The sequence below is a fragment of the Ruegeria sp. HKCCD6604 genome (assembly GCF_013110635.1).
Classification (GTDB): Bacteria; Pseudomonadota; Alphaproteobacteria; order Rhodobacterales; family Rhodobacteraceae; genus Ruegeria.
Window position 1 is genome coordinate 30,112 of sequence record NZ_WVQW01000013.1, and the last position, 25,280, is coordinate 55,391.

General features: G+C 55.6%; 25 protein-coding genes and 1 tRNA gene. 8 read left to right on the top strand and 18 right to left on the bottom strand.

What is annotated here, in order from left to right:
• Positions 1–701 precede the first annotated feature (701 nt).
• The 5 genes from GS614_RS20380 to GS614_RS20400 all read right to left on the bottom strand — a co-directional run bounded on the left by GS614_RS20380 (position 702) and on the right by GS614_RS20400 (position 2,909).
• Entirely contained in the window at positions 702–875 is a 174-nt protein-coding gene (locus GS614_RS20380; protein ID WP_170755412.1) for a hypothetical protein, read from the bottom strand.
• A gap of 41 nt (positions 876–916) precedes the next feature.
• The gene (locus GS614_RS20385; protein WP_152456654.1) at positions 917–1,222 is read right to left on the bottom strand and encodes a hypothetical protein; all 306 of its coding nucleotides are present in this window, start codon (positions 1,220–1,222) and stop codon (positions 917–919) included.
• Positions 1,223–1,275: 53 nt separating this feature from the next.
• Entirely contained in the window at positions 1,276–1,890 is a 615-nt protein-coding gene (locus GS614_RS20390) for a hypothetical protein (protein WP_216601230.1), read from the bottom strand.
• Positions 1,891–1,945: 55 nt separating this feature from the next.
• Positions 1,946–2,245, bottom strand: coding sequence for a hypothetical protein (locus tag GS614_RS20395; protein WP_117870871.1), 300 nt, complete (start codon positions 2,243–2,245; stop codon positions 1,946–1,948).
• A 364-nt stretch (positions 2,246–2,609) separates the two neighbouring features.
• Positions 2,610–2,909 (bottom strand): hypothetical protein, encoded by a 300-nt coding sequence (locus GS614_RS20400; protein WP_152456658.1) that lies wholly within the window; start codon positions 2,907–2,909, stop codon positions 2,610–2,612.
• A 555-nt stretch (positions 2,910–3,464) separates the two neighbouring features.
• On the opposite strand from GS614_RS20400, the gene GS614_RS20405 reads away from it, so the two are divergent.
• The 3 genes from GS614_RS20405 (at position 3,465) to GS614_RS20415 (ending at position 5,346) form a co-directional block, all read left to right on the top strand.
• Entirely contained in the window at positions 3,465–3,980 is a 516-nt protein-coding gene (locus GS614_RS20405; protein WP_171727194.1) for a DUF805 domain-containing protein, read from the top strand.
• Between the two features lie 75 nt (positions 3,981–4,055).
• Complete coding sequence (locus GS614_RS20410; protein ID WP_171727195.1) at positions 4,056–4,826, top strand: hypothetical protein; 771 nt, start codon at positions 4,056–4,058, stop codon at positions 4,824–4,826.
• Positions 4,810–5,346 carry a hypothetical protein gene (locus tag GS614_RS20415; RefSeq protein ID WP_171171662.1) on the top strand — a complete coding sequence of 179 codons (537 nt, stop codon included), beginning with the start codon at positions 4,810–4,812 and terminating at the stop codon, positions 5,344–5,346. The genes GS614_RS20410 and GS614_RS20415 overlap by 17 nt, the downstream gene beginning before the upstream one ends.
• A gap of 814 nt (positions 5,347–6,160) precedes the next feature.
• Here GS614_RS20415 and GS614_RS20420 read toward each other — a convergent pair.
• The 5 genes from GS614_RS20420 to GS614_RS20445 form a co-directional block, all read right to left on the bottom strand.
• Complete coding sequence (locus GS614_RS20420; RefSeq protein WP_171727196.1) at positions 6,161–7,108, bottom strand: ion transporter; 948 nt, start codon at positions 7,106–7,108, stop codon at positions 6,161–6,163.
• Positions 7,101–8,291, bottom strand: coding sequence for a low temperature requirement protein A (locus GS614_RS20425; RefSeq protein ID WP_171727197.1), 1,191 nt, complete (start codon positions 8,289–8,291; stop codon positions 7,101–7,103). The genes GS614_RS20420 and GS614_RS20425 overlap by 8 nt, the downstream gene beginning before the upstream one ends.
• A gap of 197 nt (positions 8,292–8,488) precedes the next feature.
• Positions 8,489–9,067 carry a DsbA family oxidoreductase gene (locus GS614_RS20430; protein ID WP_174831849.1) on the bottom strand — a complete coding sequence of 193 codons (579 nt, stop codon included), beginning with the start codon at positions 9,065–9,067 and terminating at the stop codon, positions 8,489–8,491.
• Positions 9,001–9,690, bottom strand: a complete 690-nt coding sequence (locus GS614_RS22300) for a DUF6538 domain-containing protein (protein WP_253285477.1) — start codon at positions 9,688–9,690, stop codon at positions 9,001–9,003. Before GS614_RS22300 ends, GS614_RS20430 begins: the two co-directional genes overlap by 67 nt.
• 61 nt (positions 9,691–9,751) lie before the next feature.
• Positions 9,752–9,827, bottom strand: a tRNA-Thr gene (locus GS614_RS20445).
• Positions 9,828–9,973: 146 nt separating this feature from the next.
• On the opposite strand from GS614_RS20445, the gene GS614_RS20450 reads away from it, so the two are divergent.
• Positions 9,974–10,879, top strand: coding sequence for a hypothetical protein (locus tag GS614_RS20450; RefSeq protein ID WP_171120638.1), 906 nt, complete (start codon positions 9,974–9,976; stop codon positions 10,877–10,879).
• 268 nt (positions 10,880–11,147) lie between these two features.
• On the opposite strand, the gene GS614_RS20455 is transcribed toward GS614_RS20450, so the two are convergent.
• From GS614_RS20455 to GS614_RS20470, 4 genes are all read right to left on the bottom strand, one after another.
• Entirely contained in the window at positions 11,148–11,867 is a 720-nt protein-coding gene (locus tag GS614_RS20455; protein WP_171206317.1) for an alpha/beta fold hydrolase, read from the bottom strand.
• On the bottom strand, positions 11,864–13,405 hold the full coding sequence (locus tag GS614_RS20460) for a proline/glycine betaine ABC transporter permease (RefSeq protein WP_152456673.1): 1,542 nt from the start codon (positions 13,403–13,405) through the stop codon (positions 11,864–11,866). Before GS614_RS20460 ends, GS614_RS20455 begins: the two co-directional genes overlap by 4 nt.
• Entirely contained in the window at positions 13,402–14,457 is a 1,056-nt protein-coding gene (locus GS614_RS20465) for a glycine betaine/L-proline ABC transporter ATP-binding protein (RefSeq protein ID WP_171120632.1), read from the bottom strand. Before GS614_RS20465 ends, GS614_RS20460 begins: the two co-directional genes overlap by 4 nt.
• Before the next feature lie 67 nt (positions 14,458–14,524).
• The gene (locus GS614_RS20470) at positions 14,525–15,490 is read right to left on the bottom strand and encodes a glycine betaine ABC transporter substrate-binding protein (protein WP_171617699.1); all 966 of its coding nucleotides are present in this window, start codon (positions 15,488–15,490) and stop codon (positions 14,525–14,527) included.
• Positions 15,491–15,758: 268 nt separating this feature from the next.
• Here GS614_RS20470 and GS614_RS20475 point away from each other — a divergent pair, with 268 nt between their 5' ends.
• Complete coding sequence (locus GS614_RS20475) at positions 15,759–16,643, top strand: LysR family transcriptional regulator (RefSeq protein WP_171331588.1); 885 nt, start codon at positions 15,759–15,761, stop codon at positions 16,641–16,643.
• A gap of 53 nt (positions 16,644–16,696) precedes the next feature.
• On the opposite strand, the gene GS614_RS20480 is transcribed toward GS614_RS20475, so the two are convergent.
• Both GS614_RS20480 and GS614_RS20485 read right to left on the bottom strand, forming a co-directional pair.
• Positions 16,697–17,404 (bottom strand): aspartate/glutamate racemase family protein, encoded by a 708-nt coding sequence (locus GS614_RS20480; protein ID WP_171727198.1) that lies wholly within the window; start codon positions 17,402–17,404, stop codon positions 16,697–16,699.
• 3 nt (positions 17,405–17,407) lie between these two features.
• Positions 17,408–18,421, bottom strand: a complete 1,014-nt coding sequence (locus GS614_RS20485) for a D-cysteine desulfhydrase (protein ID WP_171727199.1) — start codon at positions 18,419–18,421, stop codon at positions 17,408–17,410.
• 122 nt (positions 18,422–18,543) lie between these two features.
• Here GS614_RS20485 and GS614_RS20490 point away from each other — a divergent pair, with 122 nt between their 5' ends.
• From GS614_RS20490 to GS614_RS20500, 3 genes are all read left to right on the top strand, one after another.
• The gene (locus GS614_RS20490) at positions 18,544–19,467 is read left to right on the top strand and encodes a LysR family transcriptional regulator (RefSeq protein WP_171727200.1); all 924 of its coding nucleotides are present in this window, start codon (positions 18,544–18,546) and stop codon (positions 19,465–19,467) included.
• Between the two features lie 127 nt (positions 19,468–19,594).
• Positions 19,595–20,932, top strand: a complete 1,338-nt coding sequence (locus GS614_RS20495; protein ID WP_171727201.1) for a serine hydrolase — start codon at positions 19,595–19,597, stop codon at positions 20,930–20,932.
• Between the two features lie 182 nt (positions 20,933–21,114).
• The gene (locus GS614_RS20500; protein ID WP_171727202.1) at positions 21,115–23,907 is read left to right on the top strand and encodes a bifunctional aconitate hydratase 2/2-methylisocitrate dehydratase; all 2,793 of its coding nucleotides are present in this window, start codon (positions 21,115–21,117) and stop codon (positions 23,905–23,907) included.
• Positions 23,908–24,101: 194 nt separating this feature from the next.
• Here the strand turns inward: GS614_RS20500 and GS614_RS20505 are convergent, their stop codons facing one another.
• Positions 24,102–24,623: a GNAT family N-acetyltransferase gene (locus GS614_RS20505; protein ID WP_171727203.1), complete on the bottom strand. Its 522-nt coding sequence runs from the start codon at positions 24,621–24,623 to the stop codon at positions 24,102–24,104.
• The gene (locus tag GS614_RS20510) at positions 24,620–25,174 is read right to left on the bottom strand and encodes a helix-turn-helix domain-containing protein (RefSeq protein ID WP_171727204.1); all 555 of its coding nucleotides are present in this window, start codon (positions 25,172–25,174) and stop codon (positions 24,620–24,622) included. Before GS614_RS20510 ends, GS614_RS20505 begins: the two co-directional genes overlap by 4 nt.
• Between the last annotated feature and the right edge of the window lie 106 nt (positions 25,175–25,280).

The window sequence follows — 25,280 nt, forward strand, 5'->3', positions numbered from 1 at the left end:
AAGTTGGAGAATTTTGCGTCAATCCACTTGTCGCATCCGCCTGAACATGGGGCACCGTTTCGGGCATCATTCCAATATTCCTTGGCCCTTTCTTCTGTCCAACCGCAAAACTGAACGAGCGCCATCGCCGACAATGCACCCGAGGAATGAACGCCCCACATGCAGTGTACCAGGACAGGGCCCTTTCCAGGGTTTTCAATTACTTCGTGTATGGATGCCATGACGGCACCGGGACGGGAGGATCTGGCGCTCTGATAGTCAAAGGATCCGTTCCCACAACTGGTGCGGCCGTACTGAGTGTTTTTGCCGAAGTCGGCATAAAACCCGGTTGAAAACCCTTTTTCGCACAAGGTTTCGCGTTGAACGTCACTCAGACCCGTTCGATCCTTGTCGCCGCCCTTGAAACCGGATCGATACAACACACCGCTTAAGACTGGGCGGAAGAAAGCGACGCCATCGACCCCTCCGTCGCCACTTTTTGAAAGCATTTGGCTGTTGCTAGGGCCACCGTTTCGGCTGGTGACGTCAGAAGTCGCAGCGGTTGCCAGAACACCAATGAATATAAGTGACGTCAAAAACCGCATGCGTGTTCCTTTCTGTGTTCAGCCCGTGATGCTCACACTTTTCCAGCCGGTAATCTCTCGCAGAGACACATTCACCGTAAACATCTTTGGTGGCGGTTAGCGTCCCGCCGCGAAGCTTCAAATTGGCCACACCAGATTGATGATAACGACGACCACGAAGTAGGCCAGAACAACTTTCCAATTCCACTGGTGTTTGTTTTCTTCGTTGATCACGCCGGCCGATTTCAATGCCAGGTTTGTGATAATCAAAGCGACAACGATGACCGCCGCATGTGCCAGATCGAAATGCAAACTAGAGCTCCTTTTTTCAGATTTGGGATTGTTGAAAATTGTCAGCAGTCGCCTGATGGCAGCATAGTTACATCTGAATACCTTCCTTCAGATGTCGTGATCCGCGCACATGCGCCGGTATCTTTGTTAAACCAGTAAGAGGTCAGCCCTTCGCTTCGGATAAGTTCAAACCCAAGACTTTGGATGCCCATTTCAGCCTGACCCGCTCTGGCCCCTTCAAATGACGAAAGATCGCTAGAGCTGCCCACAGTTGGTGCACTCGCATCCACTGACCCGCCACTCTCGTCGCATGCTGAGAGTACAGAAATACACACTGTACCGATCACCAAAAAGACTTTGGATTTCATCTGTTTTTTCCTAGCTGATTTGAGTTGCCGTTCCAGGGTTTTCCGTCGATCACCTATTCAATTCCGAAAATTACGTTGTAGCCGACGGAAGAGTTGCCGCGGTTGATGAGCTCGACAACATGATCACCGGATTGCCACAGCTGCCCTCGATACTCCTTGTCCGCCGACATCAATCCCAACAGTTCAGAACCATCGGGGTTTCGAATAACGTAGTCCAAGGTGCCATTTCGCGGAGCAACGCGAACGTAAAGGAACTGTTCGTTTTTGGCGCCAAGGACATATTGCTGGGACGCTCCGGGCGCGAGTTGGCCAACGAGTTCGGCGCCAGTTGAACCAGCATCAAATTTGACGCGTCGGCTTTCAGTAGATCCTTCGGCACCGGCCATAGCTCCACCACCATCATCCATCGCCTCGACAACCGACATCTCTCCGATGCTTCCATCCTTGTACGCGATGCATCGCCAAAGTGTCCCACCTGCGTCACGTAGCATGACCAGCGTGCCAGCTTCGGAAAACTCTGAGCTTTCAATCGTACCGGATTGACCGTCTGGCCCACCAACTTGCCGTAAATGATCGATACACGCGTCATCGGCTTCCGACATTGCAAGAGCAGCTGTGCCCGAAATTGCAAACATGGGTGTGAGGAGATTCAGTAAACGGAGTTTCATCAGATTGTCCCCTGTTGGCTAATCCTTACAGTGTTCTTCTGTACAAAGCGGAACTTCATTTCGCTTCCCGCAACTTGGACAGAAACTCATCGCATGCCTGTGCGCTGCCGACGATCTCGTCCGTCGTTTCAATTCCTTGCAGTGATGCCATCTCGGAATTCACGCGATTGAGGATCTGATCCGCTTGCTCGGCGGTGATCAGATTCTCGGCTTGTGCGCCTTTCAATGTAGAGCAGACACCGGCGGACAAGCCTGTCGCAACGCCGACACCCACCGCGGCACCTCCACCCAAGGTCATCGCCCCAACCACGCCGAGGACGAGCCCGATCACGATACCCAAGATCACTTTTCCCATGTTTTCCTCCCTTTTGGTGAGAATGCGTTCGGCGTTCACTGCTGCCGCAAACTGCGTGTCCATCTGCAAATCAAGACCAGCGCTAAAAGGTTGAAAACCGGTGCGAGCGCCGCGAACCACGGTTTGGTCGCCTCCGAGAGCAAGTCCGCTAGAAGTATCCAGGGCAACCCCAACGGCAAAAGGAACACCCCGGACAAAGGGTCTTTTTCTTGCCCCAACCAGCCAAATGTACCCGTCATGAACGCAACCAACGCCAACAGGTAAAGGATCGCGAATATGATAGTGGCTATTCTACAAACCAAGTCGAGCATTCCGATGAGCGAGCCAGTGCTGCGCGGCCGTGTTCAGCCACGCACCAAACAGGTCACAATGCGCCTTCGTCGCCCAGGAACTCGATACCGGCTGTGGCGCCATCACTGTAAGCAATACAGTTCCATGGGGCACGATCCTCGCCAACGCCGACGGTGACCTGGGTTCCCGCCTCGCTAAACGCAGACGACAGCACAACGACTTGCGAATTGTTCGTTGTGTTGGCCACGTCTCGCAAACACGCTTGCTGAGCGGGCGTGAGCTCGGCAGACGCGCTTGATGTACCCGTATCGTCGCAGGCCGCAAGCAGTGCGAAACATGTCGTGCCTGCAACCATCACCATCTTGTTGGTCATTTTCTTCTCCCTCTGGTTCGTTGATCTCAATTGAGTTGGAAGCGACATTTTTTAAGCTCCAGCGTCTATGCGCCCAATAGAACATACCTCGATATGGTGACTGCCGTTTGCAAAAGACTCGCCATTCAAGGTTTGGCCGGCAGAACAATATTGCGTTGATCGCATGCACTGCCAACAACGCGTGACCGCACTGGAAAAGCTGGAGCGAACGTTGGAAGAAGAGCTAGTGCTTTGAGTCTTGGCATCGCGTTCTCCCAACGCTCGATCATTGAAAACGCCTTCCGACTGCCAGCACTCACTCCGGCAGTCGGAAGGGCCCGGTAAATCGGGCGACAGCGACAACAACGGAGGTAAAATAAAGTTGCGTCGAATTCTCATATTTGAATCTAATTTTTCATAAATCAATATTTTTTCCGCGCGTAAATTTCTCTAGGCTTTCGTGCGAAAGGCTTTTGCTTTCAAACAAAAAGAATGTGGGGATTTTCAGAAAAGCGAGTGTTCCCTACGCGGCCAAGCGTTTTTGACGCCGCCAAGAAACGACGAAGGGACAAAAACATGGGATTCGGTGAAGCAGTAAAAACGTGTTTTTCGAAATACTTCCAGTTCTCGGGTCGGGCTTTACGATCAGAATACTGGTGGTTCTTCTTGTTTGTGGTTCTCGTGAGTGCCGTATTAGCTGTGCTGGATACGATCATATTCGGGACCAATCCCGAAACAGGGCAGGGTTCTCGGGTTCTGTCCTCTGTTTTCCAACTGGCTGTTCTCATACCCATGCTGGCCGCCGGTTGGCGGAGGCTGCATGATACAGGACGACCTGGCTGGTATTTGCTGCTGCCGATGGCGCTTAGCATTACAACGCTTTTTGTTATGCTGGGCGGGGTGGCGTTCTTTTCGGTATTGGAGCAAGGAACGGAAAACCCCGATACATTACGTGGACCCGCGGCAGTTTTGGGCGCAACCGGCATTGTTGTTTTCTCAATTCTTCAATTGGTTCTGTCCATCCTGATGATCTGGTGGCTAACGCGCCCTTCCCAAGAAGGCGCAAACGAATACGGCGAACCTGTTTCCTGATCTGGTTACCCGGGCGGTGGGCCCGACGCTCTGCTGCAAGAAAGAGCCAAATGCAACGCCGTGGAGAGAGAAAGAATGAATTTCAAGCCGATTTCCGTTGGAGCGCTGATGATGGCAATGGCAACCACAGCATCGGCGGAGTGGTCGTTCAGTTCCGGGCCTAGTCCCAATTCATTTATTCAGACCGGAAACATGACGCTGGAACTTCAGTGTAACCGTATCCGCTTTGCTCCGGCTGGATTTGAGGACAGCCAGGACATTGTGCAGAAGCAGGGGCTTTCCATTCGATTTTTGAAGAACGGCACCACCGAAGTTGGGGCATTTCAGGTTGGCGCAGAAAACGCTGCCGTGCAGATCGTCGACAACTATCCCGTCGAAGTCAGTTTCAATAGTCAAGAGGACTATGGTTTTGTACTGGACCAGCTTGCGGCCAATGCATCGGTTAATCTGTCCATGATTGATCAAGATATCAGCTATGGAATCTTTGACTTGAAAGGTTCCAGCGCGGCAATTCAGTCCCTTCGCTCCGCCTGCGATTCAGGTGCTCGCCAGGGGGCTTCCTACGAAGCGCCCGAAGGCATCGCCTATTGTGGTGGCGGAGCGGTAGAGCGCGTGATCGAACCGGTAATTTTGGACACTCCGGACGGGGAGTGGGACGCGCGAGTATCGGTCAATGGCGAGTTGATCAGAGCCATGACCGCCTATAGTTATTTTGGAAACTCTAAGCCGCCGGCCGGATTTGTCGTCGCCCTGCTTGGGGAAGACAGGTCCGAGTTTCTGATTTTTTACGAAGGCGCGGAAAACTGGCTGGAATACGGGGACTTCAGATATGATCAATGCAATTGACGCCGCCTTCCAATCAGTTTCCCCAATAGAGCACCAGCTGAAGTATTTGGTTTCCGGGATCGTACTTGTTTCGGGACTAGTTTGGACCTCACCAGCTGTCGCGGCTGATGTATCGCAACTTCCGCCCGGTTTGCAGGCGAAGGTTGATCTGGCGGCACGAGCCTGCGCGGAGTTCAACGACGGTCAGTTTGACATAGCATGGGGCGCGGTTGAAAGGGTCGATCTCGACGGAGATCTACAACGCGACTGGGTTCTGAATGAGTCTGGTTTTGCGTGTTCGAGCGCCGCATCCCTTTACTGTGGTACCGGCGGATGCATGTCGCACTTTTGGATTAGCGAAGAGGTGCATTCCTTGCTCAACCAAGGCTGGACGGTCGTTGATTTTGGGAGCCAACGCATTGTCATCGCGGACGTGCATGGATCCGATTGCGAGGGAATAAATCCGACGCCATGCGTCAGCGCCAGTGTTTGGGATGCCGAAGCCAAGACTTGGCGCTCGTCTGCTGGAAGCTGGGAGTAAACTGTTTTTTGTGTTTAGCAACTGTGCCAGAGGACCCTGTTTGTTCTTGGGGTTCTCTGTGGCATGCAAATCTGTGGGATAGCTGTGCAAAGCTGTGACCAAACACCGCGCAGGTTTATGGGTTAGGTTCTGCGGTTTTTCTTAAGTCACAGGGCGGCCTATACTCTTCAACCGCAGGTAAATCCCCACGACCTCAGACAAAAGAACAGATGACGAGGAGGCAACAGCGGCAGTTCAGAGTGGTCGGCTCCCGCTGCATTTTGAAGCCTCAGCATGTGCTTCCCCACAAGTTCTGCGTCACGACACCTCAGGTGGTACCAGTATTTATCGAGCTGATCGGCAGCTCTTCTGGCTTTCATTTCAGCGAGCTTGGGCGACTTCGTGCGAAGGGAAGGCACGCGAGCAGCAACCAGACCACAGCCATTGGCAACTTGCCGAATTTGGGAAGGACGGGAATGGATGTAGGCTCCACAATGTTCAAAAACCAAGTTCCCGTTTTCGCAACACGTCGCGCCCCTGGAACAAGGGACGGCTGTTGGTACAGAAGCGGCCATGCGGCCAAAGCAGGCTTGGGTCATTCACCCCCGGCTTGAACTCGCAAAAACCTGAGAAAGCTTGCTCTGTTACATCGTGCTATCGACAGCAAGTTGCGTGGATGCCGTCGACAACACAGATCGCGTAGGACAGCAGCGAAACATCCAAGCACGCGAAATACTCTATTCGAAACCCCCTATTTTCACAGATCTGCTGTGATCCAGTTGGGAGCTCGGCACCTGATCAGTGGCAGGCCAATTGCTCACGCTTGGGGCTTGGCCTATTGCACAGTTTGCCCGCAGGTAGGGCAGTGATCTGCCTGGGACATGGTCTCAGCGTGTACGCGGTTTCGGATATGATCGGCAGCGCGACGCGAGAGACCCAATTGCTTGCGAACGGCTTCAATAACGGCCTCGTCCGCGTCGCAGATATCGCCGTCTTCCAAGGCCTTTCGAAATTCACGTTCCAGGCTGGCTCGTCGGCGGTGCAACTGGTCGTTCAGACCGCTGGCAATGATCCCTGCGGGCAATGCGGCCATCCCAATGCCAATCACCGTAATCGCAGCGCCGAAGATCTTACCGGCAACTGTCACGGGCGTTACGTCGCCATAACCAACGGTCGTAAGCGTTGCCATCGCCCACCACATCGCCGCTGGGATCGAGCCGAATGCCTCCGGTTGCGCCTCGTGCTCTGCCAGCCACGCACCGCTGGCCGCAAAGATCAGCATCACCATCAGGATGAAGAAACCCGCAAAAAAGGCGCCGGCCTCTTCCTCAAACACAGCGAGCAGCATTCCGAGTGCAGGCGAGTACCGAGTGAGTTTGAGGAGCCGCAACATACGGAAGGTCCGCAACAGACGCAGATCAACCGGGAAGAACAAATAGAGCAGCGCAGGTAAAATCGCTAGTAAATCGATGATGGCGATCGGGGAGACAGCCCAGGCAGCACGCGTTTTGTAACTTGGATTTTCGGTGGCGACCCACAGCCTTGCCGCGTATTCGACCACGAATACGAACAGAGAAAAACCCTCAAAGAGGTTCAGCGCCAGGCCCCAACGGGTATATATGGAGTCGACCGTCTCCAGGATAACGGCGGCCACGTTCAGTGTGATGAGGGCAATTAGAGCTATTTCAAGCAACCATGGACCGGTGGCCGCCCTGTCCGGGCGCTCGAGCCACCAATAGACTTTCCTTTTTAGATAGCCCGAATTTGTAACTGCCTCACTCATGTCGAAACTGCGTCCAGGCGCGCATCAGGGGGATCGCGATTTGCGATAGCAAGGCTGTGCCCCAGATCAGATTGCCAACCAACGAGGGAACATGGGGGACGATAAAGAAACAGGCAATAGCCAGAACGATCCCAAATACCCTTACATCCCAGCGCCCAAAGTCCGATGCAAGACGGTGTTCAATAACGTTCTGGAGCACCCAAAGCATGGCGATATATCCTGCAAGGCCGAAACAGCCAATGGCGGCATATTCGGTCGGGTATGGCTCCCAAAAACCGACTTTGACCTCGGCAGCTAAGGCCACGCCTACCATGACGCCGCATAACATCAAGATCAGATGCGCAAGCCACCAGATGACCAATGTCGACACCTTCTTGTCGTTGGGCTTGGCGTTGCCGACAAAGTCAAAATAAATCCAGCACATGATGAACATCGAAACGCCACCGATGACGAAATTAACAAGCATATCAAGTGAGACTTTGTAGATGCCTTTCTCGGACAAAGTTACGACGAGTTTGAAGAACCCTTCGCCCAGAACGATCAGTGTAAGCAGAGCAAACCGTTCCGCCATATGGCCAAGGCGCGGGACGAAACGTTCGAAGCGCAATACAGTGAGGCCTGGGATCATGTACATCGCCTGCGTGGCCACCATTGCGGCAGCAAACACCCAATAGGCCAAGGGTGTTGGCAGAAATGCCGTGATGGCAAAGATCACCGCAAAAACCGAAAAACTCCGGATCTGGGCCGTCGACATGGACTCGCCAGATGAATTGGCCCGCCGGGCGCGATAGTACAGCGCCGCGAGCATGGCCCTGTTCGCTGCAAATCCTAACGCGAAGAAAACCCAACCCTTGCCGTCAATAGCCGGGATCGCCGCTGCCATGAACATCACCGTGCAGATCATCACGGCCATAATCAGCCGGTGCCAGAAATCGGTGCTGACGAAGATCGAGTTGAATATGCTGAGTTCGCCCCACGCGTACCAGAGCGTGATGAAGACCCCGGCGAACACAAGAAACCCATGCAGATCGAGATGATGCGACAAGTAATTGCCCAGCAGAAAGATCGTCACGACATGGATCAGGTCGTAGAACAGCTCGGCCCAGTGGACATGATCATGTGCATGGTCAAGGTCCTGGTGATGTTGGGGCTTTCGCCACATGGGGTGGTCATGCAATGCCATAAATTGGGAACTCTTCAAGGTTGGAAGGCTGTTGTGGCCGACAAGCGCCACCCAGATTGAGTTTCACTATAAGATGAAGGTTGTCGCGGAGACTTTCGTCATGCAACCCCCACAATTGTTGTTAAGCGAGGGCATGCCGGGCAACACCCGCCCGATCGTGGGTTTATTGCGCTGGCAGTGCCCGGTATTCACGGATGTCACGCGGCCCTGTCGTCTCGTAGATGCAGCAGGATGCGGGCGTAGTTTTCCTCGCCCTGCGCGCCGGTCACAAGGTGACGTTTGCCGAACACCATTGCGGGCACACCCTGAACTCCTCGGCTGATCCAGAATTGCTCTTTCTGGCGCACGTGATTGGCCCGATCTTGGCTTTGCAACATGTCCAACGCATCCGCGCGGTTCAGCCCGATGCCAGCAGCCGCATCGGCCAGAACCTGTATGTCCGAGACGTTTTCGCGGCGTGTAAAGAACGCCGAAAAAAGGGCCTGCTTCATTTCATGGCCTTTGCCTTGCTCGGCGGCCCAGTCAATCAATTGATGCGCACGGAAGGTGTTATACATCCGCATGTCATCGGCGTAATTGAACGTGAACCCCAGTGCCGCGCCCATCTCGGTCAGGCGGGCTCGTGCCTTGATCGACCCTTCCAACGTCGTCCCGTATTTCGATGCCAAGTGTTCGCGCAGGTTCTCACCACCCTCGGCCATCTGCGGAATCAACTCGAATGGATGCCAATGGATATCCAGTTCGGTCTGAGTATCGCGCGCGGCTTCCCGTAACAAACAGATGAAAAAGCACTCACATCCTCACGTGTGAAGACCGCCCATTCCAACAGACGGTGCTGCAACTCGTTGAGCCTCTGTGGGTCCGAGTTATCCCCGACCGGTGTGTCCTCATAGTAGGGCTTGAACGCGTTGAAGATGTCTTCCTCTTCATTGGCGAAATCGAGGACAAAGGTTCGTGACTTACCCGGTGCCATGCGGTTTTGCCTGGAGAGGGTCTGAACAGCCTGAACTCCTGCCAACCGTTTCACGACATACATGGTTTGCAGCAGGGGCTGGTCGAAACCTGTCTGATACTTCTCAGCGGCTAGCAAGACCCGGAACTGATCGCCATCAAAAGTCTCGGGTAACTCGGCTTCCGGTAGACCATTGTTCATCCCCACTTCGGTAAATGAGCTTTCTGGTAGCTTTGCATCACGACAACGCAGGTGATACCAGTACTCGTCCAGCTGATCGGCTGCTCTTCTGGCTCTTGCTTCAGCGATCTTGGGCGATTTTGTCCGTAGCGAATACGTGATCCGAGGCGACGTGTAGTGGTTTCTCAACTCTTTCGGGATACGGCGGCTGAAGTAGAAAACACCATCTTTGATGAAGGTGAATGGGCGCGAAATGGTCTCCGACATGGTCTACGGCTCCTAGCAGTGGCTAAAAGCTGAAGCGATACCAATGTGTTAGCTGAGGGGATGGTGCCCCCACACGGACTCGAACCGCGGACCTACTGATTACAAATCAGTTGCTCTACCAGCTGAGCTATAGGGGCACTGGCTGTCGATTACTTCCTCTGGCAGTAGACTGCAAGCCTGAATTTTAGCCCAAACTTAGACATTGCCCGATTTCCTGAGAACGTGCAAAAAAACGCTGAATTCATCCGTTGCAAATATCTCGCGAGTGGTAACGGACGCGGCTATGCAGAAAAGCCAAGGGGTAAAGGAAAAAATGCAGGTTGCCATACACGCCGGTGTTGCCTTTTCGGATGAAGGGCTGGTGATGTCCTCGCTTGGCGCGAACAGGAGCGTACTTGCCAAATACCGAACTGCGGTTCTGGGGCCGCGTCGGTCCCGGCTATTCGTCAAAGTGATGTCTGACTCGATTCTGCAGGGTGTATCTGATGCAGACGCACGGAACAGATTGTCCGAGCTTGTGGCCGGAAACCAGAATCTGGACCGCGTGGTTGTGTCGAGTGACAAGTTCTTTGGCCCCAGGCGCACCGCGCTGCAAGACGGCCAGATCTATCCGTTTGCGGGGAATAGAACAGCCCATACGGACACTCTGCTGGACGGCGTGCAGGTTCAAGTGTTTGCAGGGCTGGTGAACCCCGGGGTTTTTATCCCAAAGATTCTGGCCTCGATCCATGAAGACCATCGGCGGGACATTCTGGCCAGCACCGATTTAAGCTGCCTCAGCTGGCTTGGCATGATCGAAGACCTGCGGGATCTTGCGCCTCAGGTTCAGCTCACCTTGTGGGAACACGAGAATTCCCCGCTTATCTGGGGCGATATCATCCGCGCCATAGCGGGACTGCCTGACGAGGCTGTGCTTCATGAAGAGTTTGCATTCCTGTCCTCCCTTTTGACAGAAGCCGGACAACGTCATGTATTGGACATCGTGAGAAAAGGGGACGCCATCGATCACGGCCGCCGACGTGAAGAGATGGCGAATATTCTGGACGAATACGCCCGGCCGGAGCAAATCGAAGAAGAGCTCGATTTACCGGGCTGGAATTCCGACATAGTTGAAGCGTTCACAGAGCTTTACGAGCAGGATCTGGCCACGATCCGGTCCATGCCGGACGTTCATGTTCTGCAAATCTGATTGGTTTGCGCAGTGCCGTTGGATTGGGTGCACAGATGGTGCGAAGGTAGCTTTTTTCGCGAATCCAGCGTGATGGCAGGAACGCATGGGTATTTGGGGCCCTGCTGAACATCAGGCCACGAACTGGTGGTCTTGCGGCGACGTGTTGACACGGAAACCCTGCCGATCAACGGATTAATATGACGGACCATGGCGTTCGACCAAATTGATCATCCGGTTTTCCGCAGAATGGCTTCAACTGACCGGTTCATTTGTTTGGCACAATTCATCAGGCAACTAAGTAATCTCGCAATATCCCGTTGAACAGTTCAGCTTTTTCCAGATGCGTCGCATGTGCAGAGTTTGGTATCACCGCTAGGTTTGCATTCGGGATGGATTGCCACAGCTGTTCCGTCTGACTCCATGGGTAGGTGCGATCACGATCCCCCCAGACAATCAGCGTCTTCGTCCTGATTGCCGGCAGGTTTTCAGCGCCGCTCCAGGAATGCATCGCATCCAAACCTGACAGCATGGCCTTCAGGTTGCTTTTCTGGGCTATCGTGGCGCAAAGTTCATATTCCAAGGCTTTTTCGCGTTCGAGAAACCAGGTTGCCGCAATCCGCCGCGCCGTCACTTTCGGCCCGTCTGCACAGGCACGGGTTTTCGAGGTGTCGATGGTCTCAAACCGCCCGGGCAGCACACCTACGGACCCGGTGCCATAAAGAACCAAACGGTCAACACGCTCGGGCGCACGGGCAACCATTTCCTGCGCGACCATTCCACCCATCGAGTGACCAACCAGGTGGAATGTCTCGATGTCGCGCGCCTTCAGCTCATTCAGCGCCCAGTCCGCGAATCCCGAGATGCTGCAAAACGCGTCACGTTGCGCATTTTCGCCAAAACCCGGCAGATCCAGCGTGATGACATCGTAACCTTGCAAAGCCTCGACCTGCCGCTGCCATTGCCGACTGCCGCCCAGGAACCCGTGAACAAACACGATGGGTGTCATTTCCGGCCGCCCTGCACAATCCGATCGAGGATCATGGCACAGAACAGGATTGAGAACCCTGCAAGAATACCCTGGCCCACATTCGCGTATTGCAACGCTTCAAGAACATCCTCGCCCAGCCCCTTGGCACCGATCAGAGACGCAACAACAACCATTGCCAGTGACAACATGATTGTCTGATTGATCCCCGCCCGGATCGACGGGCTTGCCAGCGGCAAGTCGACTTTGGTGAGCAGGTACCATTTGTTGGCGCCGAAACTGATCGCCGCCTCGCGCACGCTTTCGGGCACGCCACGCAAGCCGAGAACGGTCAGGCGCACCACGGGCGTACCACCGAAAATCATCGTGACCACGACTGCCGCCGGCTTGCCGACACCAAAAAACGCGATCACGGGGACCATGAAAACAAAGGCGGGCATGGTTTGCATGAAATCCATGATCGGCTGGATGAAAGCGTAGAACCGAGGGCGACGCGCCGCGAACATGCCCAGTGGAATTCCGATGACAATCGACAGGCATGCCGCTGTCCCCAACAAGGCCAGCGTAGTCATTGCGCCCTCCCAAAAGCCCAACAGCCCCATATAGGCCAGAAACGCGCCCGAATAGATTGCCGTGCTGACACCCGCAGTCAGCCATGTCAGCAGAATGATGAGACTGGCGATCACGATCCATGGCGTCTGCACCAAGATGACCTCAAGCGCGTCCAGCAGGGTACGGATACCGAATGTCAGCCCGTCAAAGAACGCTTCGCTGTTGCGCACGCACCAGGCGATGAAGTCTTCCACCCAGGTGATGCTGGTCAGGCGGATATTGGGGTCTGTCGGGAAGTGGCTAAGCAACGAGAAACGCCCCGGAAAGCTGTAATGCATCATCGCCGCAGCAACGATCAGCGCCATGAAGATCGCGCTGAACACGATCTGCGATACCGGCATTGCTGATCGGATTGAACGATCTGACAGCCATTCCGAGAAACGCGCCTCGAGCGCCCAGTTTGCCACCTGTGACTGAACAAGCTTGACGATGATCAGAATGATCAGGCCGGTCAGAACGATGTAAGGCCCTTCAGCAGCCATTGCTTCGGCTTCGGCGCGGATGCCACCTATGTTTTCCTCGAGCGAGTCCACCGTCCGCTGATAGACGTCGATCTTGTCCGAGTTGTTTTCGATGGCAGCGGCCAACTGCTGACGGCGCAGCTCAAGCGTCCCTTCAATTGACGCGATGCGTTCCATTGCCTCGGCCGCCAGGTCGCCGAACATCCCGCGCGCGATCTGCACATAGGCTATTGTTTCGAGGATCAGAAATGGCAACGCCCATGACCACAACCCCCGCGCACCGAACCAGACCGGGCCAAACAACCCGGCCATCAGATTGAAAGTCGGCGTAAATCGGGACGACGCGCCGATCTTGTCGAAGTTGCGGATGTAATAGTCGGGGCTGGTGCGAACGAAGGCACGGATGTTTTCGCGCCGTTCTTCGGCATATGCCTGGGCTGCTTCGCTCTCGGTATCTTCCAGCGGGTTCACATCTGAAGAACTCATGACACTTCGGTTCCTTCGATCACGGTGCGCAACAGATCGGCACGGGTTATGACGCCAACATCCACGCCGCCGTCCTCCACAAGGATCGCGCTGTCGGTGTCGATTGCCAGATTGATCAGCGTGCTCAGGTTTTCGCCTTCATTCACACGCGGGGCGTCCGAGGGCAGAGGGCCATGGGTCGCGACATGTTCCGGTATGGGCCGCATGACGGCGTGGGCACGCACCACCTTGAGCCTTGAGATACCCGCCACGAAATCGGCGACATAGTCATCGGCGGGGTTCATGACGATGTCTTCGGCCGTTCCGATCTGCACCACCTTGCCGTCGCGCATGATCGCGATCCGGTTCCCGATGCGGACGGCTTCATCCAAATCATGGGTGATGAAGATCGTCGTCTTTTTCAGGATTTTGCTCAGTCGAATGAACTCATCCTGCAATTGCCGCCGGATCAACGGGTCCAACGCCGAGAACGGTTCGTCCATCAACAACACATCCGGGTTCGCTGCCAGTGCCCGGGCAAGGCCCACACGTTGCTGCATACCCCCGGACAGCTCGTGTGCGAATTTCGATCCCCAGGCTCCGAGTTCGACGATATCCAGAATAGCCGCTGCCTGACGCATGCGTTCATTCTTGCTGACCTGCCGGATCTCCAGCGGCATTGCGACATTGTCCAGCACAGACCGATGCGGCATCAGCGCAAAGTTCTGAAAGACCATGCCAATCTTGTTGTTGCGAAACTGCTGAAGCTCTTTCGGGCCTAGGGCCATCACGTCCGTGCCCTCGATTTCGATCTTGCCTGCGGTGGGTTCCAACAGCCGGTTGAAATGGCGGACCAGAGTGGACTTCCCGCTGCCTGACAGGCCCATGATGCAGAATATCTCGCCCCGGTTGACCGAAAGACTGACATCCGCGACGCCGACAACACAGTTGTATTCCGCCAGCACCTGGGCCTTGTCCAATCCACGGTCGCGGATTGCCTGCAGCGCTACATCGGGCCTGCCCCCGAAAATCTTCCAGACATTCGAGATTTCAATAACGGTATCGTCGCTCATAAGTCCCCCAGAGGTCTGCTTTTGGGTGGCGCCAACAGATGCCGCCACCCTGTTTCTGGAAGCTCGATCAGAGGCCCAGCCAAGCGTCGACACGATCAGGGTTCGCCTCGACCCACTCGCGTGCAACCTCTGCCGGATCACGGCCCTTGCCGCTGATCTCATAGGCGAACTCGCTGACATCATCCGCCGTCAATGCGAAATTCGCCAAGAAATCGGCAATCGCCGGAGAACGCTCTGGCAGCGTGTTGGACCACGCAATCTGCACGTTCTTGAGGGCGTCCTTGGTCGCAACATTGGATTTGTTGTACCAGTCCGGGTCATCAGACGGTTGGACCATTACGTATTTTGCCGGGTCGAATTGTGGCTCGGTCAACATCTGGACGTCGAACATGTACCAGACGGCATGCGGCTTGTAGCAATAAAAGGCGTAGCCTTCGCCCTTGGCGATGCTGTCCTTGATCCGCGCGGTCTTCACGCTTTCCTCGGCACGTATCGGCTCAATGAAATCAAGTAAACCATAGTCGCGGGTTTTGACTTCGTTCACGTTGGCCGAAGCCCAACCCGGCGCGCCAATCCACATTTCACCTTTGCCATTGCCGTCACTGTCCATCAATGCGGCCACATCCGGGCGGCCCAGATCGGCGATGTCGGTGATGTTGTTGGCTTCACCAAAGTCTTTGCTGACGCAGAAACCCTGATTGCCCTCGTAGGGGTTCGATGACAGGGTGACGGTGCCCGCTTCGTCCACATATTTCTTGGTGAAGCTTTCCTGGTTGGGCAGCCAAACGTCGGGATGAACGTCGATGTCGCCCTTGCCCTGATCCATCGCCTGAAAGATCGTGGCGTTGTTGCCGGGCACATATTCCACTTTGCCCCCGATGCGCATTTCCACGACCGCGCCCAGCACATGGGCAATCGCTTGGGCGCCGGTCCAGGATGGCACGCCGATTTTCACTTCTTCGGTTGCGAATGCCGGCACAGCGCAGACGCTGAGCGCAGCAGCCATCCCCAGCTTTTTCAGATTGGTTCTCATGGTCTTCTCCTCTGTTGAAATGCACCGTGGTTCGGCGTCGTTTTTTCCGTCGTTCGATTTTCCTATCGCGCAATAGGGGCGCGCCAACTTGCCTTTGGCGACACATTCGGACGGAAGGCTGAAACAAGACCAACCGCCAGACCCTGCCCGGAAGTCTAGAACAGGAGCTTTTCCGAGAGCCAATTCGAACATTTCATCAAACTATTCTGTTTCTGCATAGTTTTCTGTATCGTTGCTGAAGATGCTCTTTCACAAGCGGGGATACGCAGTGGATCTGAATTGGCTACGCGATTTTGAATGCCTCGCTCGGACCTTGAACTTCACCCGTGCGTCTGATGAACGCAACATCACGCAATCCGCATTCAGTCGCAGAATCAAAGCCTTGGAAAGCTGGGTGGGGTTGCCTTTGGTCAATCGGGCAACCTATCCGGTTCAATTGACCGAGGCCGGCAAACAATTCCTGCCTGTTGCCCAGGCGGCAATTTCACAGCTGTCTGAATCCCGCCAATCCCTGCGGGACGCCGACCGGGGCGACAGTCGGTTCATCCGGTTTTCGGTTCTGCACACCATTGCGGTTAATTTTTTGGCAACCCGCATAGAAGAGTTGCAGAAGCAGATCCCAGATTTGCGCACACGCGTCCTGTCCGATTCTCTGAGCACCTGTTGTGATCTTTTGGTCGAAGGCGCGGTGGATATCCTGCTGTGCTACTATCACCATACTGTCTCGCCCATGATCGACGAAACCGCATTCGAGCGCAAGGATCTGTTGAAGGACCGTCTGATCCCGGTGGCTGCCGCTCAGCCGGTGCGGGCACTGGGTTGGGATTTGTCCCGGCAGGATGGCCCACCGATCCCCTATCTGGCCTATGACCGATCGTCCTTCTTGGGCATGGTCGTTGAAAACACCGTTGACCGGAAACCCCAGAATACCGAAACGATATATGTCGATAGCCTGGTCGAAACGATCAAGCGAAGATTGATGACTGGCAGCGGATTTGCCTGGATGCCCGAAACGTCGATCTCGGCGGAGCTGGATCAGGGGTTGCTGGTGCCGATCGGTGACGATGCATGGTGTGCAACGTTGACGATTTCAGCCTTTTCCAATCCGGCCAGTTTGGATCAGATCGCGCACCAGCTTTGGCAGCGTTTGTGACCGGACGGATTCGTTTTGGCGCACCGACGGGCCATTGAACGGAAAATGCGCCTTTACCTCCTATGCCGGCCCGTCTGAGAAAAATTGACGATCGCGCGGACCAGCAGATCGATCGTATCCACTGCATTGGCGTCATCCGCGACGCTGTCGGCAATGAGGGAGAACTCAGAGCAAGCGACAAACTGCAAGTCCGCCCCCGCCTTGACCAAGGCCCTTGAGGACGCTCGCAGCGTTTCGCGTGCCTTCTCGCTTTGACCGTTGACCTTGATCGCGCGGATCGCCGCCAGCATCGCGTCGTCATCCGTTGGCCAAACGGTCGACAGCCCGCGCGCGTGCAGAGCTGTTTCGAAAAGACAAGTACGGCGCACCGCCGGAGAAGCGAGCACACCAACGCACCCACCCTTCCCGAGTGTCCCGACGGCGTGATCCGCGGCCAGTTCAACCATGTTCAACAGCGGAACGGTCACGGCATCGGTGATCGCCTTGGCATAGTGATGCGCCGTGTTGCAGGGCATTGCCAGCGCCACTGCGCCGGCATCCTGAAGACGTCTTGCCATCGCCGCCAGTGTCGGCCCCGGATCTTCACCCGCCCCGTCGATCAGATGCGCGATCCGTGACGGGACCTGAGTGTTCATGTCGATCAAAAGCGGAATGTGGTCCCGGTCGTCGCTCACCGGCACAGCCTCGACCAGCTTGCGCTGGAGGAGGATCGTTGCCTCGGGGCCCATGCCGCCAAGAATGCCGATGGGGTGCTGCGTCATTGCTCAGATATTCACCCAGCGGTCTTTGTGATCGAAGGCAAAGTCATACCCCGCCAAAGCCGCCGCGCCGCCCGTGTGAAGGAAAACGACCCGCTGGTCTTTGAATTCGCCTTTGCGCGCCAGATCGATCAGGCCCGCCGCACCCTTGGCCGAGTAGCAGGGATCCAGAAGGATACCTTCCAATTCGGCAAACATCTGGATCGCTTCGATACCGCTTTCAGTGGGCAGGCCATAGCCTTCGCCGACATAGTCGGTATTGGCCATGACATCTTCGCGCTTTACCACGCCCGCGCACCCCAGCTTTTCGGCCGTCTTGCAGGCGAGGTCGTACACCATCTGTTCCTGCTTTGGCCGAGGTGCCCTTGTCCCGATGCCAAGCACCGGCACCTGCGCATTCATGGCGCACATTCCCGTCACCAAACCTGCCTGCGTACCGGACGACCCTGTTGCATGTACCAGCCGGTCAATCCGCAATCCGCTGTCATTGGCCTGACCCAACAGTTCAAAGGCCGCGTTTACATAGCCCAGCGCCCCGGTCGGGTTCGAGCCGCCGCCGGGAATGACATAGACAGAGCGGCCTTCTGCCCGTTTCTTCGCGGCCGCCTTTTCCATTTCGCCCGGCATATCGTGACCCCCGGGAAACTTCTGGGTGGTCGCGCCGTGCAAATGATCCAGCAGGACATTGCCGTTTGTATTGTAGTTGCCATCTTGATAGCCGGTGCGATCTTCCAGAAGAACATGGCAATCAAGGCCCAGCTTGGCGGCAAACGCTGCGGTTTGTCGACCGTGGTTGGTTTGGGTGGCACCTTGCGTCATCACCATGTCGGCGCCCTGCGCTTCTGCTTCGGCCATCAGAAATTCCAGCTTGCGGGTCTTGTTGCCGCCGGTTGACATGCCGGTGCAATCGTCGCGCTTGATCCAGATTTCCACCCCCAGTTCTTTGGAAAGCCGCTTCATCGGTTCAAGCGGTGTCGGAAGATGGGCGAGGTGAAGGCGGGGAAAGCGCGCAAGATGCATGTCACAATTCCTAATATTGATTTTCGTCAATTTACGCTGTGTGTTGCCGCTCTGCTAATTCGAAATTCAGTAAGTATGTTGCAAAAATTGCATATTAGTAAGGTCTGGGCTATCTGGTTCACATGCGTTTGGAATGGATCGACGACATCTTGGCCGTGCTGGACAGCGGATCGCTGACGCGCGCCGCGGAAAAACGGCTGCTGACCCAATCTGCCTTCACCCGTCGGGTGCGGCTCATCGAAGGCAGTATCGGTGCGACCCTGTTTGATCGTCGCCGCAAACCCGTATCCCTGATGCCGGGCGTTCAGGCGTTGGAACCTGAACTGCGCGAACTGAGCGCGCGTCTGCACAAACTGCGTCACAGTTTGAAAACAGAAAGCGATCAGGCCAGCCAGTCTTTGTCGCTCGTGTGCCAGCATGCGCTGACGACAACCGTCTCGCCGAAAGTGGTCCGGATGTTGACCGAAAACAGCGATATCTCGGTTCAGGTGCGATCGGGGAACCAGGACGAATGCCTGTTGCAACTGATCTCGAAAGAAGTTGATTTCGCGATCATGTACGCTGCATCGGGCGGCGTTGTGCAGAACCTCGAAAGTGCGTTTCAGGCGAAGACGCTTGGTGCCGACACATTGATCCCGGTATGCGCACCTGCAATGCGCGGGGAATTGGATGGCAAGACCATTCCTGCGATTGTCTACCCGCCTGATGTCTTTCTTGGCCAGGTATTTTCCCGATTGATTGCACCGCGGTTGCCCGACGAAACCAGACTCGTGGCCAAGGCCGAGACGGCCCTGACGCTGGCGATGCTGCAATATGCCGTGAATGAAATCGGCGTTGCCTGGTTGCCCTATTCTTTGGTCGCCACGCCGCTTGCTCAGGGACAGCTTGTAAGCGTTGAAGACGCCCTGCCTGCGCAGGCGCTGACAATAAGAATGGTCCGTTTGGCCGAAGCGAAGCCAGAGTTCAGTGAACAGATTTGGCAACGTCTTGCCGGGCAATCGCAAAGCTTTTGGTTGTCGCAGGATCAAAACGACGAGGCGACCTGAGCCGTTCACCGAGAAAGGTGCCGGGTCTGCCGATCAGCGTCGGAAGAATACGCAACGGAATAGTGGCAAAACCGAGCTGGATGTATCTAACCTGTGCTGAAATGACAGCAACAGGGCAGGTCAGCGGATGTTCAGGAAGGTATTGAAAACGGGTATAGGTGTCGCGGTTCTGGGCGTCGTGGGGCTGCTTGGTTATCTTCTGATCGCCCCGCCCGATTTGTTGAAAGTAGGCACGAATTACTCGGCCAAGATTGTCTGTTCGAATGTTTTCATTGCCGGACGTGATCCGGAAGAGGTCCTTGCGGTGGATGTGCAGGCCCCGGGGCATCCGCTGCTCAAACATGTTTCGATTGAGGTCGATCGAGAGGCGCAGACTGTTCATGCGCGACTCTTTCGGTTCTTCGCGCCCGCCACATCGCAGTTCCGGCAGGGGCTTGGCTGCACCAACGTGCATGCTAAATCCCTGAGTGCGCTAGGGCTTGAGGCCGCCAAGCCCGCGCCGACAGGTCTTTGGCCAACAGGAAACGACGTTGCGCAGTCTCAAGATCCCAAAATTCAGGCCGTCTTGTCGGATGATACGCTGCTTGGCGAAGGGTACCGCGCCGTAGTGGTGGTTCAAGGCGGGCGCATCGTGGCCGAACGCTATGCGGAAGGGTTCGACGCCGACACACCGTTGCTGGGCTGGTCCATGACCAAGACGGTCACGGCCGGGCTGATCGGAACGTTGATCAACGCGGGTCAGATGAATGTATCGGACACCCTTGTCGACAGCTTTCCCGAATGGGCAGAAGACGCAAGGCGAGACATTACTGTTGCGGACATGCTGGCGATGACAAGCGGTCTGCAATGGAATGAAGAATACGGAGACGTGTCAGACGTGACCAGGATGCTGTATCTCAGCAATGACATGGCCGTTTTCGCTGCCGACCGTGCACTGGAAGCCGGCATTGGAACCGACTTCAACTATTCCTCCGGCACGTCCACCGTGTTGTCCCGGGTGTGGCAGGACAAGCTGACCGATGGCGGTTTCAGCTATCCTCGGGATGCGCTTTTTGAACCGCTTGGCATGGCTTCGGCGATCATCGAGACAGATGTCGCCGATACATTCATCGGATCCAGCTATATGTACGCCACGGCCCGAGACTGGGCGAAGTATGGCCAGTTTCTGCTGCAAAAAGGGGTTTGGGACGGCGCACAGATTTTGCCCACAGGTTTTGTGGACTGGATGTTCGAACCCGTTGCGGCGTCTGGTGGGGAATATGCCAAAGGTCAACTTTGGTTGAAATCGCCGGGCGACCTGCCACCGTTTGAAGACGCGGTTTGGTTGCAAGGGCATGACGGTCAGTCCATCGGAATTTTCCCGTCGCGTGACATGGTCGTCGTGCGGATGGGGCTTACACCTTCACGGGTGGGCTATTCTTCTTTGCCCTTGGCGAAAGCGCTTATTGCGGCTTTCGGGGGGTAGGGGATCGAACATTCCCATCGACGCACCGCCCGACATTGCGGCGGGCATCGCCCGTAGAGCAGGACACTGGGTCGCAGATCGGTATCTTGCACGCCGGCACAGTTTGGTATACCGCCGCATACAAATTCAAGGTGCCGGGCTTTCACATGGCCCGGTGCATCAGCTAAATGGTCGGAACCGTCATGAGCCTTTACACAGAATACCTGAACGAAATCGAGACGCGCAAAGAACAGGGTCTGCACCCCAAACCCATCGAAGACGGTGCTCTTTTGCAGGAAATCATCGGGCAGATCAAAGATACGGGTCACGCTCATCGTGCCGATTCACTGAACTACTTCATCTACAACACGCTTCCGGGCACAACCAGCGCCGCAGGTGAAAAGGCGCGCTTTCTGAAAGAGATCATCCTGGGTGAAGCGACGGTCGAAGAAATCTCGCAGGATTTCGCGTTTGAATTGCTGTCGCATATGAAGGGCGGCCCATCGGTAGAGGTTCTGCTTGATCTGGCGCTGGGCGATGACGCAGAGATTGCGCAGAAAGCGGCGGCAGTTCTGAAAACCCAGGTGTTCCTGTACGACGCAGATACCAACCGTCTGAAAATAGCCTTTGAGGCCGGGAACGCCGTTGCCAGGGACATTCTGGAAAGCTATGCCAAGGCCGAGTTCTTTACCCGGCTTCCCGACATCGAAGAAGAAATCAAGGTTGTGACCTATGTGGCGGCCGAAGGGGATATTTCGACCGATCTTCTGTCGCCCGGCAATCAGGCGCATTCGCGGTCGGACCGTGAATTGCACGGCAAGTGCATGATCTCACCCGAAGCACAGGCCGAGATTCAGGACTTGCAAAAACAGCACCCGGACAAGCGTGTCATGCTGGTCGCTGAAAAAGGGACGATGGGCGTTGGATCGTCGCGCATGTCCGGTGTCAACAACGTTGCATTGTGGACCGGAAAGCAAGCCAGCCCCTATGTTCCTTTCGTGAACATCGCGCCGGTTGTTGCCGGTACAAACGGGATTTCACCGATCTTTCTGACTACAGTCGGCGTCACCGGCGGGATCGGCATCGATCTCAAGAACTGGGTCAAGAAAGTGGATGCCGACGGCAATCCGATCCTGAACAATGACGGCAATCCTATCCTCGAGCAGAAATATTCCGTCGAGACCGGAACGGTACTGACCATCAACACCAAGGACAAAAAGCTGTACAATGACGCAGGCGACAAAGAGCTGGTCGATCTGTCATCATCCTTCACGCCGCAAAAGACCGAGTTCATAAAGGCCGGAGGATCTTATGCTATTGTCTTTGGCAAAAAGCTCCAGACATTCGCGGCCGAGACGCTCGGCATCGAGCTGAAATCCGCTTTCGCACCGTCCAAAGAGATCTCGCATGAAGGGCAGGGCCTGACGGCGGTTGAAAAGATATTCAACAAGAATGCGGTTGGCGTGGCCGAAGGTAAAGTTCTGCATGCGGGCTCGGATGTTCGGGTGAAGGTCAACATCGTCGGTTCGCAGGACACCACCGGCTTGATGACGGCACAGGAACTGGAAGCCATGGCGGCGACAGTGATATCTCCCACCGTTGACGGCGCCTATCAGTCTGGCTGTCACACTGCTTCGGTTTGGGATTCCAAAGCGCAGGCAAATATCCCAAAACTGATGAAATTCATGAACAACTTTGGTCTGATCACCGCGCGTGACCCCAAAGGTGTTTATCACTCGATGACAGACGTCATCCACAAGGTTCTGAACGACATCACCGTGGATGACTGGGCGATCATCATCGGTGGCGACTCGCATACACGCATGTCCAAAGGCGTCGCGTTTGGCGCTGACTCGGGTACTGTCGCACTGGCGCTGGCCACTGGCGAAGCCACCATGCCGATCCCGGAATCGGTCAAGGTGACATTCAAGGGCCAGATGGCGGATCACATGGATTTCCGCGATGTGGTTCACGCCACCCAGGCGCAGATGCTGAAGAAATTCGGCGACAACGTGTTCCAGGGGCGGATCATCGAAGTTCACATCGGCACATTGCTGGCGGATCAGGCATTCACCTTTACTGACTGGACGGCCGAGATGAAGGCCAAGGCCTCGATCTGCATCTCGGCGGATGACACGTTGATCGAATCTCTGGAAATCGCAAAAAGCCGTATCCAGATCATGATCGACAAGGGAATGGATAACGAAGCCCGGACACTGCAAGGTCTGATCGACAAGGCCAACGCTCGGATATCGGAAATCAAGTCGGGTGAAAAGCCTGCCCTGAAACCGGATGAAAATGCCAAGTATTTTGCCGAGTTGGTGGTTGATCTGGATGAGATCAGCGAACCCATGATCGCCGACCCGGATGTCAATAACGCCGATGTATCAAAACGTTACACCCACGATACGATACGGCCGGTTTCCCACTACAAAGGGGAAAAGAAGGTCGATCTGGGATTTGTTGGATCGTGCATGGTGCACAAGGGCGATCTGGTCATCGTCTCGCAGATGCTGAAAAACATTGAGAAAGAAAAGGGCACTGTCGAGTTCAAGGCCCCGCTGGTCGTTGCTGCGCCCACCTACAACATCATCGATGAGCTGAAAGAAGAAGGCGAGTGGAGCATTCTTCAGAAGTATTCAGGCTTTGAATTCGACGATCTGTTCCCAAAGAGCAAAGCACGGACGGAATACGAGAACATCCTGTATCTGGAGCGTCCGGGATGTAACCTCTGCATGGGCAACCAGGAGAAAGCCGCAAAGGGTGACACTGTTCTGGCCACGTCCACACGCCTGTTCCAGGGGCGTGTTGTTGAGGACGCGGCGGACAAGAAAGGCGAATCCCTGCTTGCTTCGACCCCGGTGGTGGTGCTGTCGGCTGTTTTGGGCCGAATGCCGACCGCCGAGGAATACAAATCGGCCGTGAAAGGTATCGACCTGACCAAATTTGCGCCTCCGATGGAAAAGCCCGCAGGCACGAAGTCAGCGCATTTCTAAACGCAAGGCACAAAGTTGATTGCCCGGTCATCCCTTCAGGTGGCCGGGCGATTGAGTTCCGCTGTGTTCAGGCCTGGTTGCAGCGCGCGCCGCGCAAAAGCGCGGCATGGGAATGCCCCGGACCTTTCGCACGACTTCGCGTGGACCATTGGGGAAAAATCCATGATCCACGGCCATACGGTCGCTGTTTGGCGTCAGGCTGACAGCTCTTTATACATGTAAGTTGTGGGTTCCAGTCTGGTTTCGAACGGGTTCCGGCAATAGTTCGGAATTTCCCCGGCGATCTGAAACCCCAGGTCCAGATAAAGCAATCGAGAAGGGTCGGTGCTGCGGGTATCCAGAACCAGCATCGTGCGTTCCAACTTTGCCGTTCGCTGAAAGAGGGCTTCCATCAAGGCACGGCCAAAACCGCGCCGTCTGGCGTTCGGGTGAACCAGAAGCTTCGCGACATCCGCGCGATGTGGCTGATTGGGCATGGTCGCGGGGATCAGTTGCACCGTGCCCTGAATGCGCCCGTTGTGGTGGAGGACAAACAGCTCCAATGCACCGGATTTCAGCCCAGGTCGAACGTTTTGCAGCCAGTATTTTCGTGCGTCACTCTCGGTAAACGGAAGGACAAAGCCGATGCTGGCCCCGTCATGCACACAGGCGTGGAGGATTCCCGCCAGATCATCCACTGCCGCGCTGAAATCGAGATGGGTCAGACGCGAGATCATATCAGCACCAAGAGATAACGCGCACCGCGAGATGCCCCGGTTTCGAACCGGGTTGGGCCCGACAGGTGATAGCGCAGGCAATCTCCGGCGCTTAGCGCATGGGGTGTTCCGTCAACTGTCAGTGTCAGTGCGCCGTCGATCAGGACCAGATGGTGTTCCTGCCCGGACTTGGGCGGCGCCTCGTAAGTGATGACCGTGTCGCGCGGCAGGTGGCATTCCACGACCTCGGCGTTCAGGCCGTTTGCAGGGGGTGAAACTGCACGGCGGGTAAAGCCAGTTTCGGGATCGCGCCATTCGGTCTGGCGTTCAAACGGCACTTTGGGGTCAAAGCTGTCTTCGACCATCATCAAAAGCCGGGACATCGGCAGGCCATAAGCGGCACAGAGGCGGCCAAGATTCTCAGCGGTGGGGCTGACCTCTCCTTTCTCCATGCGGGACAGCGTGGCGCGGCTGATTCCGCTTTGAGCGGCCAGTTGATCCAGCGACCATCCGCGCCCGTGGCGGAGATCGTTCAAACGGACGGCAAGGCGGTTTGAGAGGTTGTCGAGCATGGATCACAAACGAGAAGATTTTTCATTTAAGGGAAAATAGCATAAAATTATGTATATGTAAATGAAAAAGGGCGCAGAAACTCCGCGCCCTCTGCCAGCTTTTGAC

What these genes read in the sequence shown, in the direction of transcription:
- GS614_RS20385 (WP_152456654.1), bottom strand. Translation starts at nt 1,222, where the DNA reads ATGAAATCCAAAGTCTTTTTGGTGATCGGTACAGTGTGTATTTCTGTA.
- GS614_RS20390 (WP_216601230.1), bottom strand. Translation starts at nt 1,890, where the DNA reads ATGAAACTCCGTTTACTGAATCTCCTCACACCCATGTTTGCAATTTCG.
- GS614_RS20395 (WP_117870871.1), bottom strand. Translation starts at nt 2,245, where the DNA reads ATGGGAAAAGTGATCTTGGGTATCGTGATCGGGCTCGTCCTCGGCGTG.
- GS614_RS20400 (WP_152456658.1), bottom strand. Translation starts at nt 2,909, where the DNA reads ATGACCAACAAGATGGTGATGGTTGCAGGCACGACATGTTTCGCACTG.
- GS614_RS20405 (WP_171727194.1), top strand. Translation starts at nt 3,465, where the DNA reads ATGGGATTCGGTGAAGCAGTAAAAACGTGTTTTTCGAAATACTTCCAG.
- GS614_RS20410 (WP_171727195.1), top strand. Translation starts at nt 4,056, where the DNA reads ATGAATTTCAAGCCGATTTCCGTTGGAGCGCTGATGATGGCAATGGCA.
- GS614_RS20415 (WP_171171662.1), top strand. Translation starts at nt 4,810, where the DNA reads ATGATCAATGCAATTGACGCCGCCTTCCAATCAGTTTCCCCAATAGAG.
- GS614_RS20420 (WP_171727196.1), bottom strand. Translation starts at nt 7,108, where the DNA reads ATGAGTGAGGCAGTTACAAATTCGGGCTATCTAAAAAGGAAAGTCTAT.
- GS614_RS20425 (WP_171727197.1), bottom strand. Translation starts at nt 8,291, where the DNA reads ATGGCATTGCATGACCACCCCATGTGGCGAAAGCCCCAACATCACCAG.
- GS614_RS22300 (WP_253285477.1), bottom strand. Translation starts at nt 9,690, where the DNA reads ATGTCGGAGACCATTTCGCGCCCATTCACCTTCATCAAAGATGGTGTT.
- GS614_RS20450 (WP_171120638.1), top strand. Translation starts at nt 9,974, where the DNA reads ATGCAGAAAAGCCAAGGGGTAAAGGAAAAAATGCAGGTTGCCATACAC.
- GS614_RS20455 (WP_171206317.1), bottom strand. Translation starts at nt 11,867, where the DNA reads ATGACACCCATCGTGTTTGTTCACGGGTTCCTGGGCGGCAGTCGGCAA.
- GS614_RS20460 (WP_152456673.1), bottom strand. Translation starts at nt 13,405, where the DNA reads ATGAGTTCTTCAGATGTGAACCCGCTGGAAGATACCGAGAGCGAAGCA.
- GS614_RS20465 (WP_171120632.1), bottom strand. Translation starts at nt 14,457, where the DNA reads ATGAGCGACGATACCGTTATTGAAATCTCGAATGTCTGGAAGATTTTC.
- GS614_RS20470 (WP_171617699.1), bottom strand. Translation starts at nt 15,490, where the DNA reads ATGAGAACCAATCTGAAAAAGCTGGGGATGGCTGCTGCGCTCAGCGTC.
- GS614_RS20480 (WP_171727198.1), bottom strand. Translation starts at nt 17,404, where the DNA reads ATGACGCAGCACCCCATCGGCATTCTTGGCGGCATGGGCCCCGAGGCA.
- GS614_RS20485 (WP_171727199.1), bottom strand. Translation starts at nt 18,421, where the DNA reads ATGCATCTTGCGCGCTTTCCCCGCCTTCACCTCGCCCATCTTCCGACA.
- GS614_RS20490 (WP_171727200.1), top strand. Translation starts at nt 18,544, where the DNA reads ATGCGTTTGGAATGGATCGACGACATCTTGGCCGTGCTGGACAGCGGA.
- GS614_RS20495 (WP_171727201.1), top strand. Translation starts at nt 19,595, where the DNA reads ATGTTCAGGAAGGTATTGAAAACGGGTATAGGTGTCGCGGTTCTGGGC.
- GS614_RS20500 (WP_171727202.1), top strand. Translation starts at nt 21,115, where the DNA reads ATGAGCCTTTACACAGAATACCTGAACGAAATCGAGACGCGCAAAGAA.
- GS614_RS20505 (WP_171727203.1), bottom strand. Translation starts at nt 24,623, where the DNA reads ATGATCTCGCGTCTGACCCATCTCGATTTCAGCGCGGCAGTGGATGAT.
- GS614_RS20510 (WP_171727204.1), bottom strand. Translation starts at nt 25,174, where the DNA reads ATGCTCGACAACCTCTCAAACCGCCTTGCCGTCCGTTTGAACGATCTC.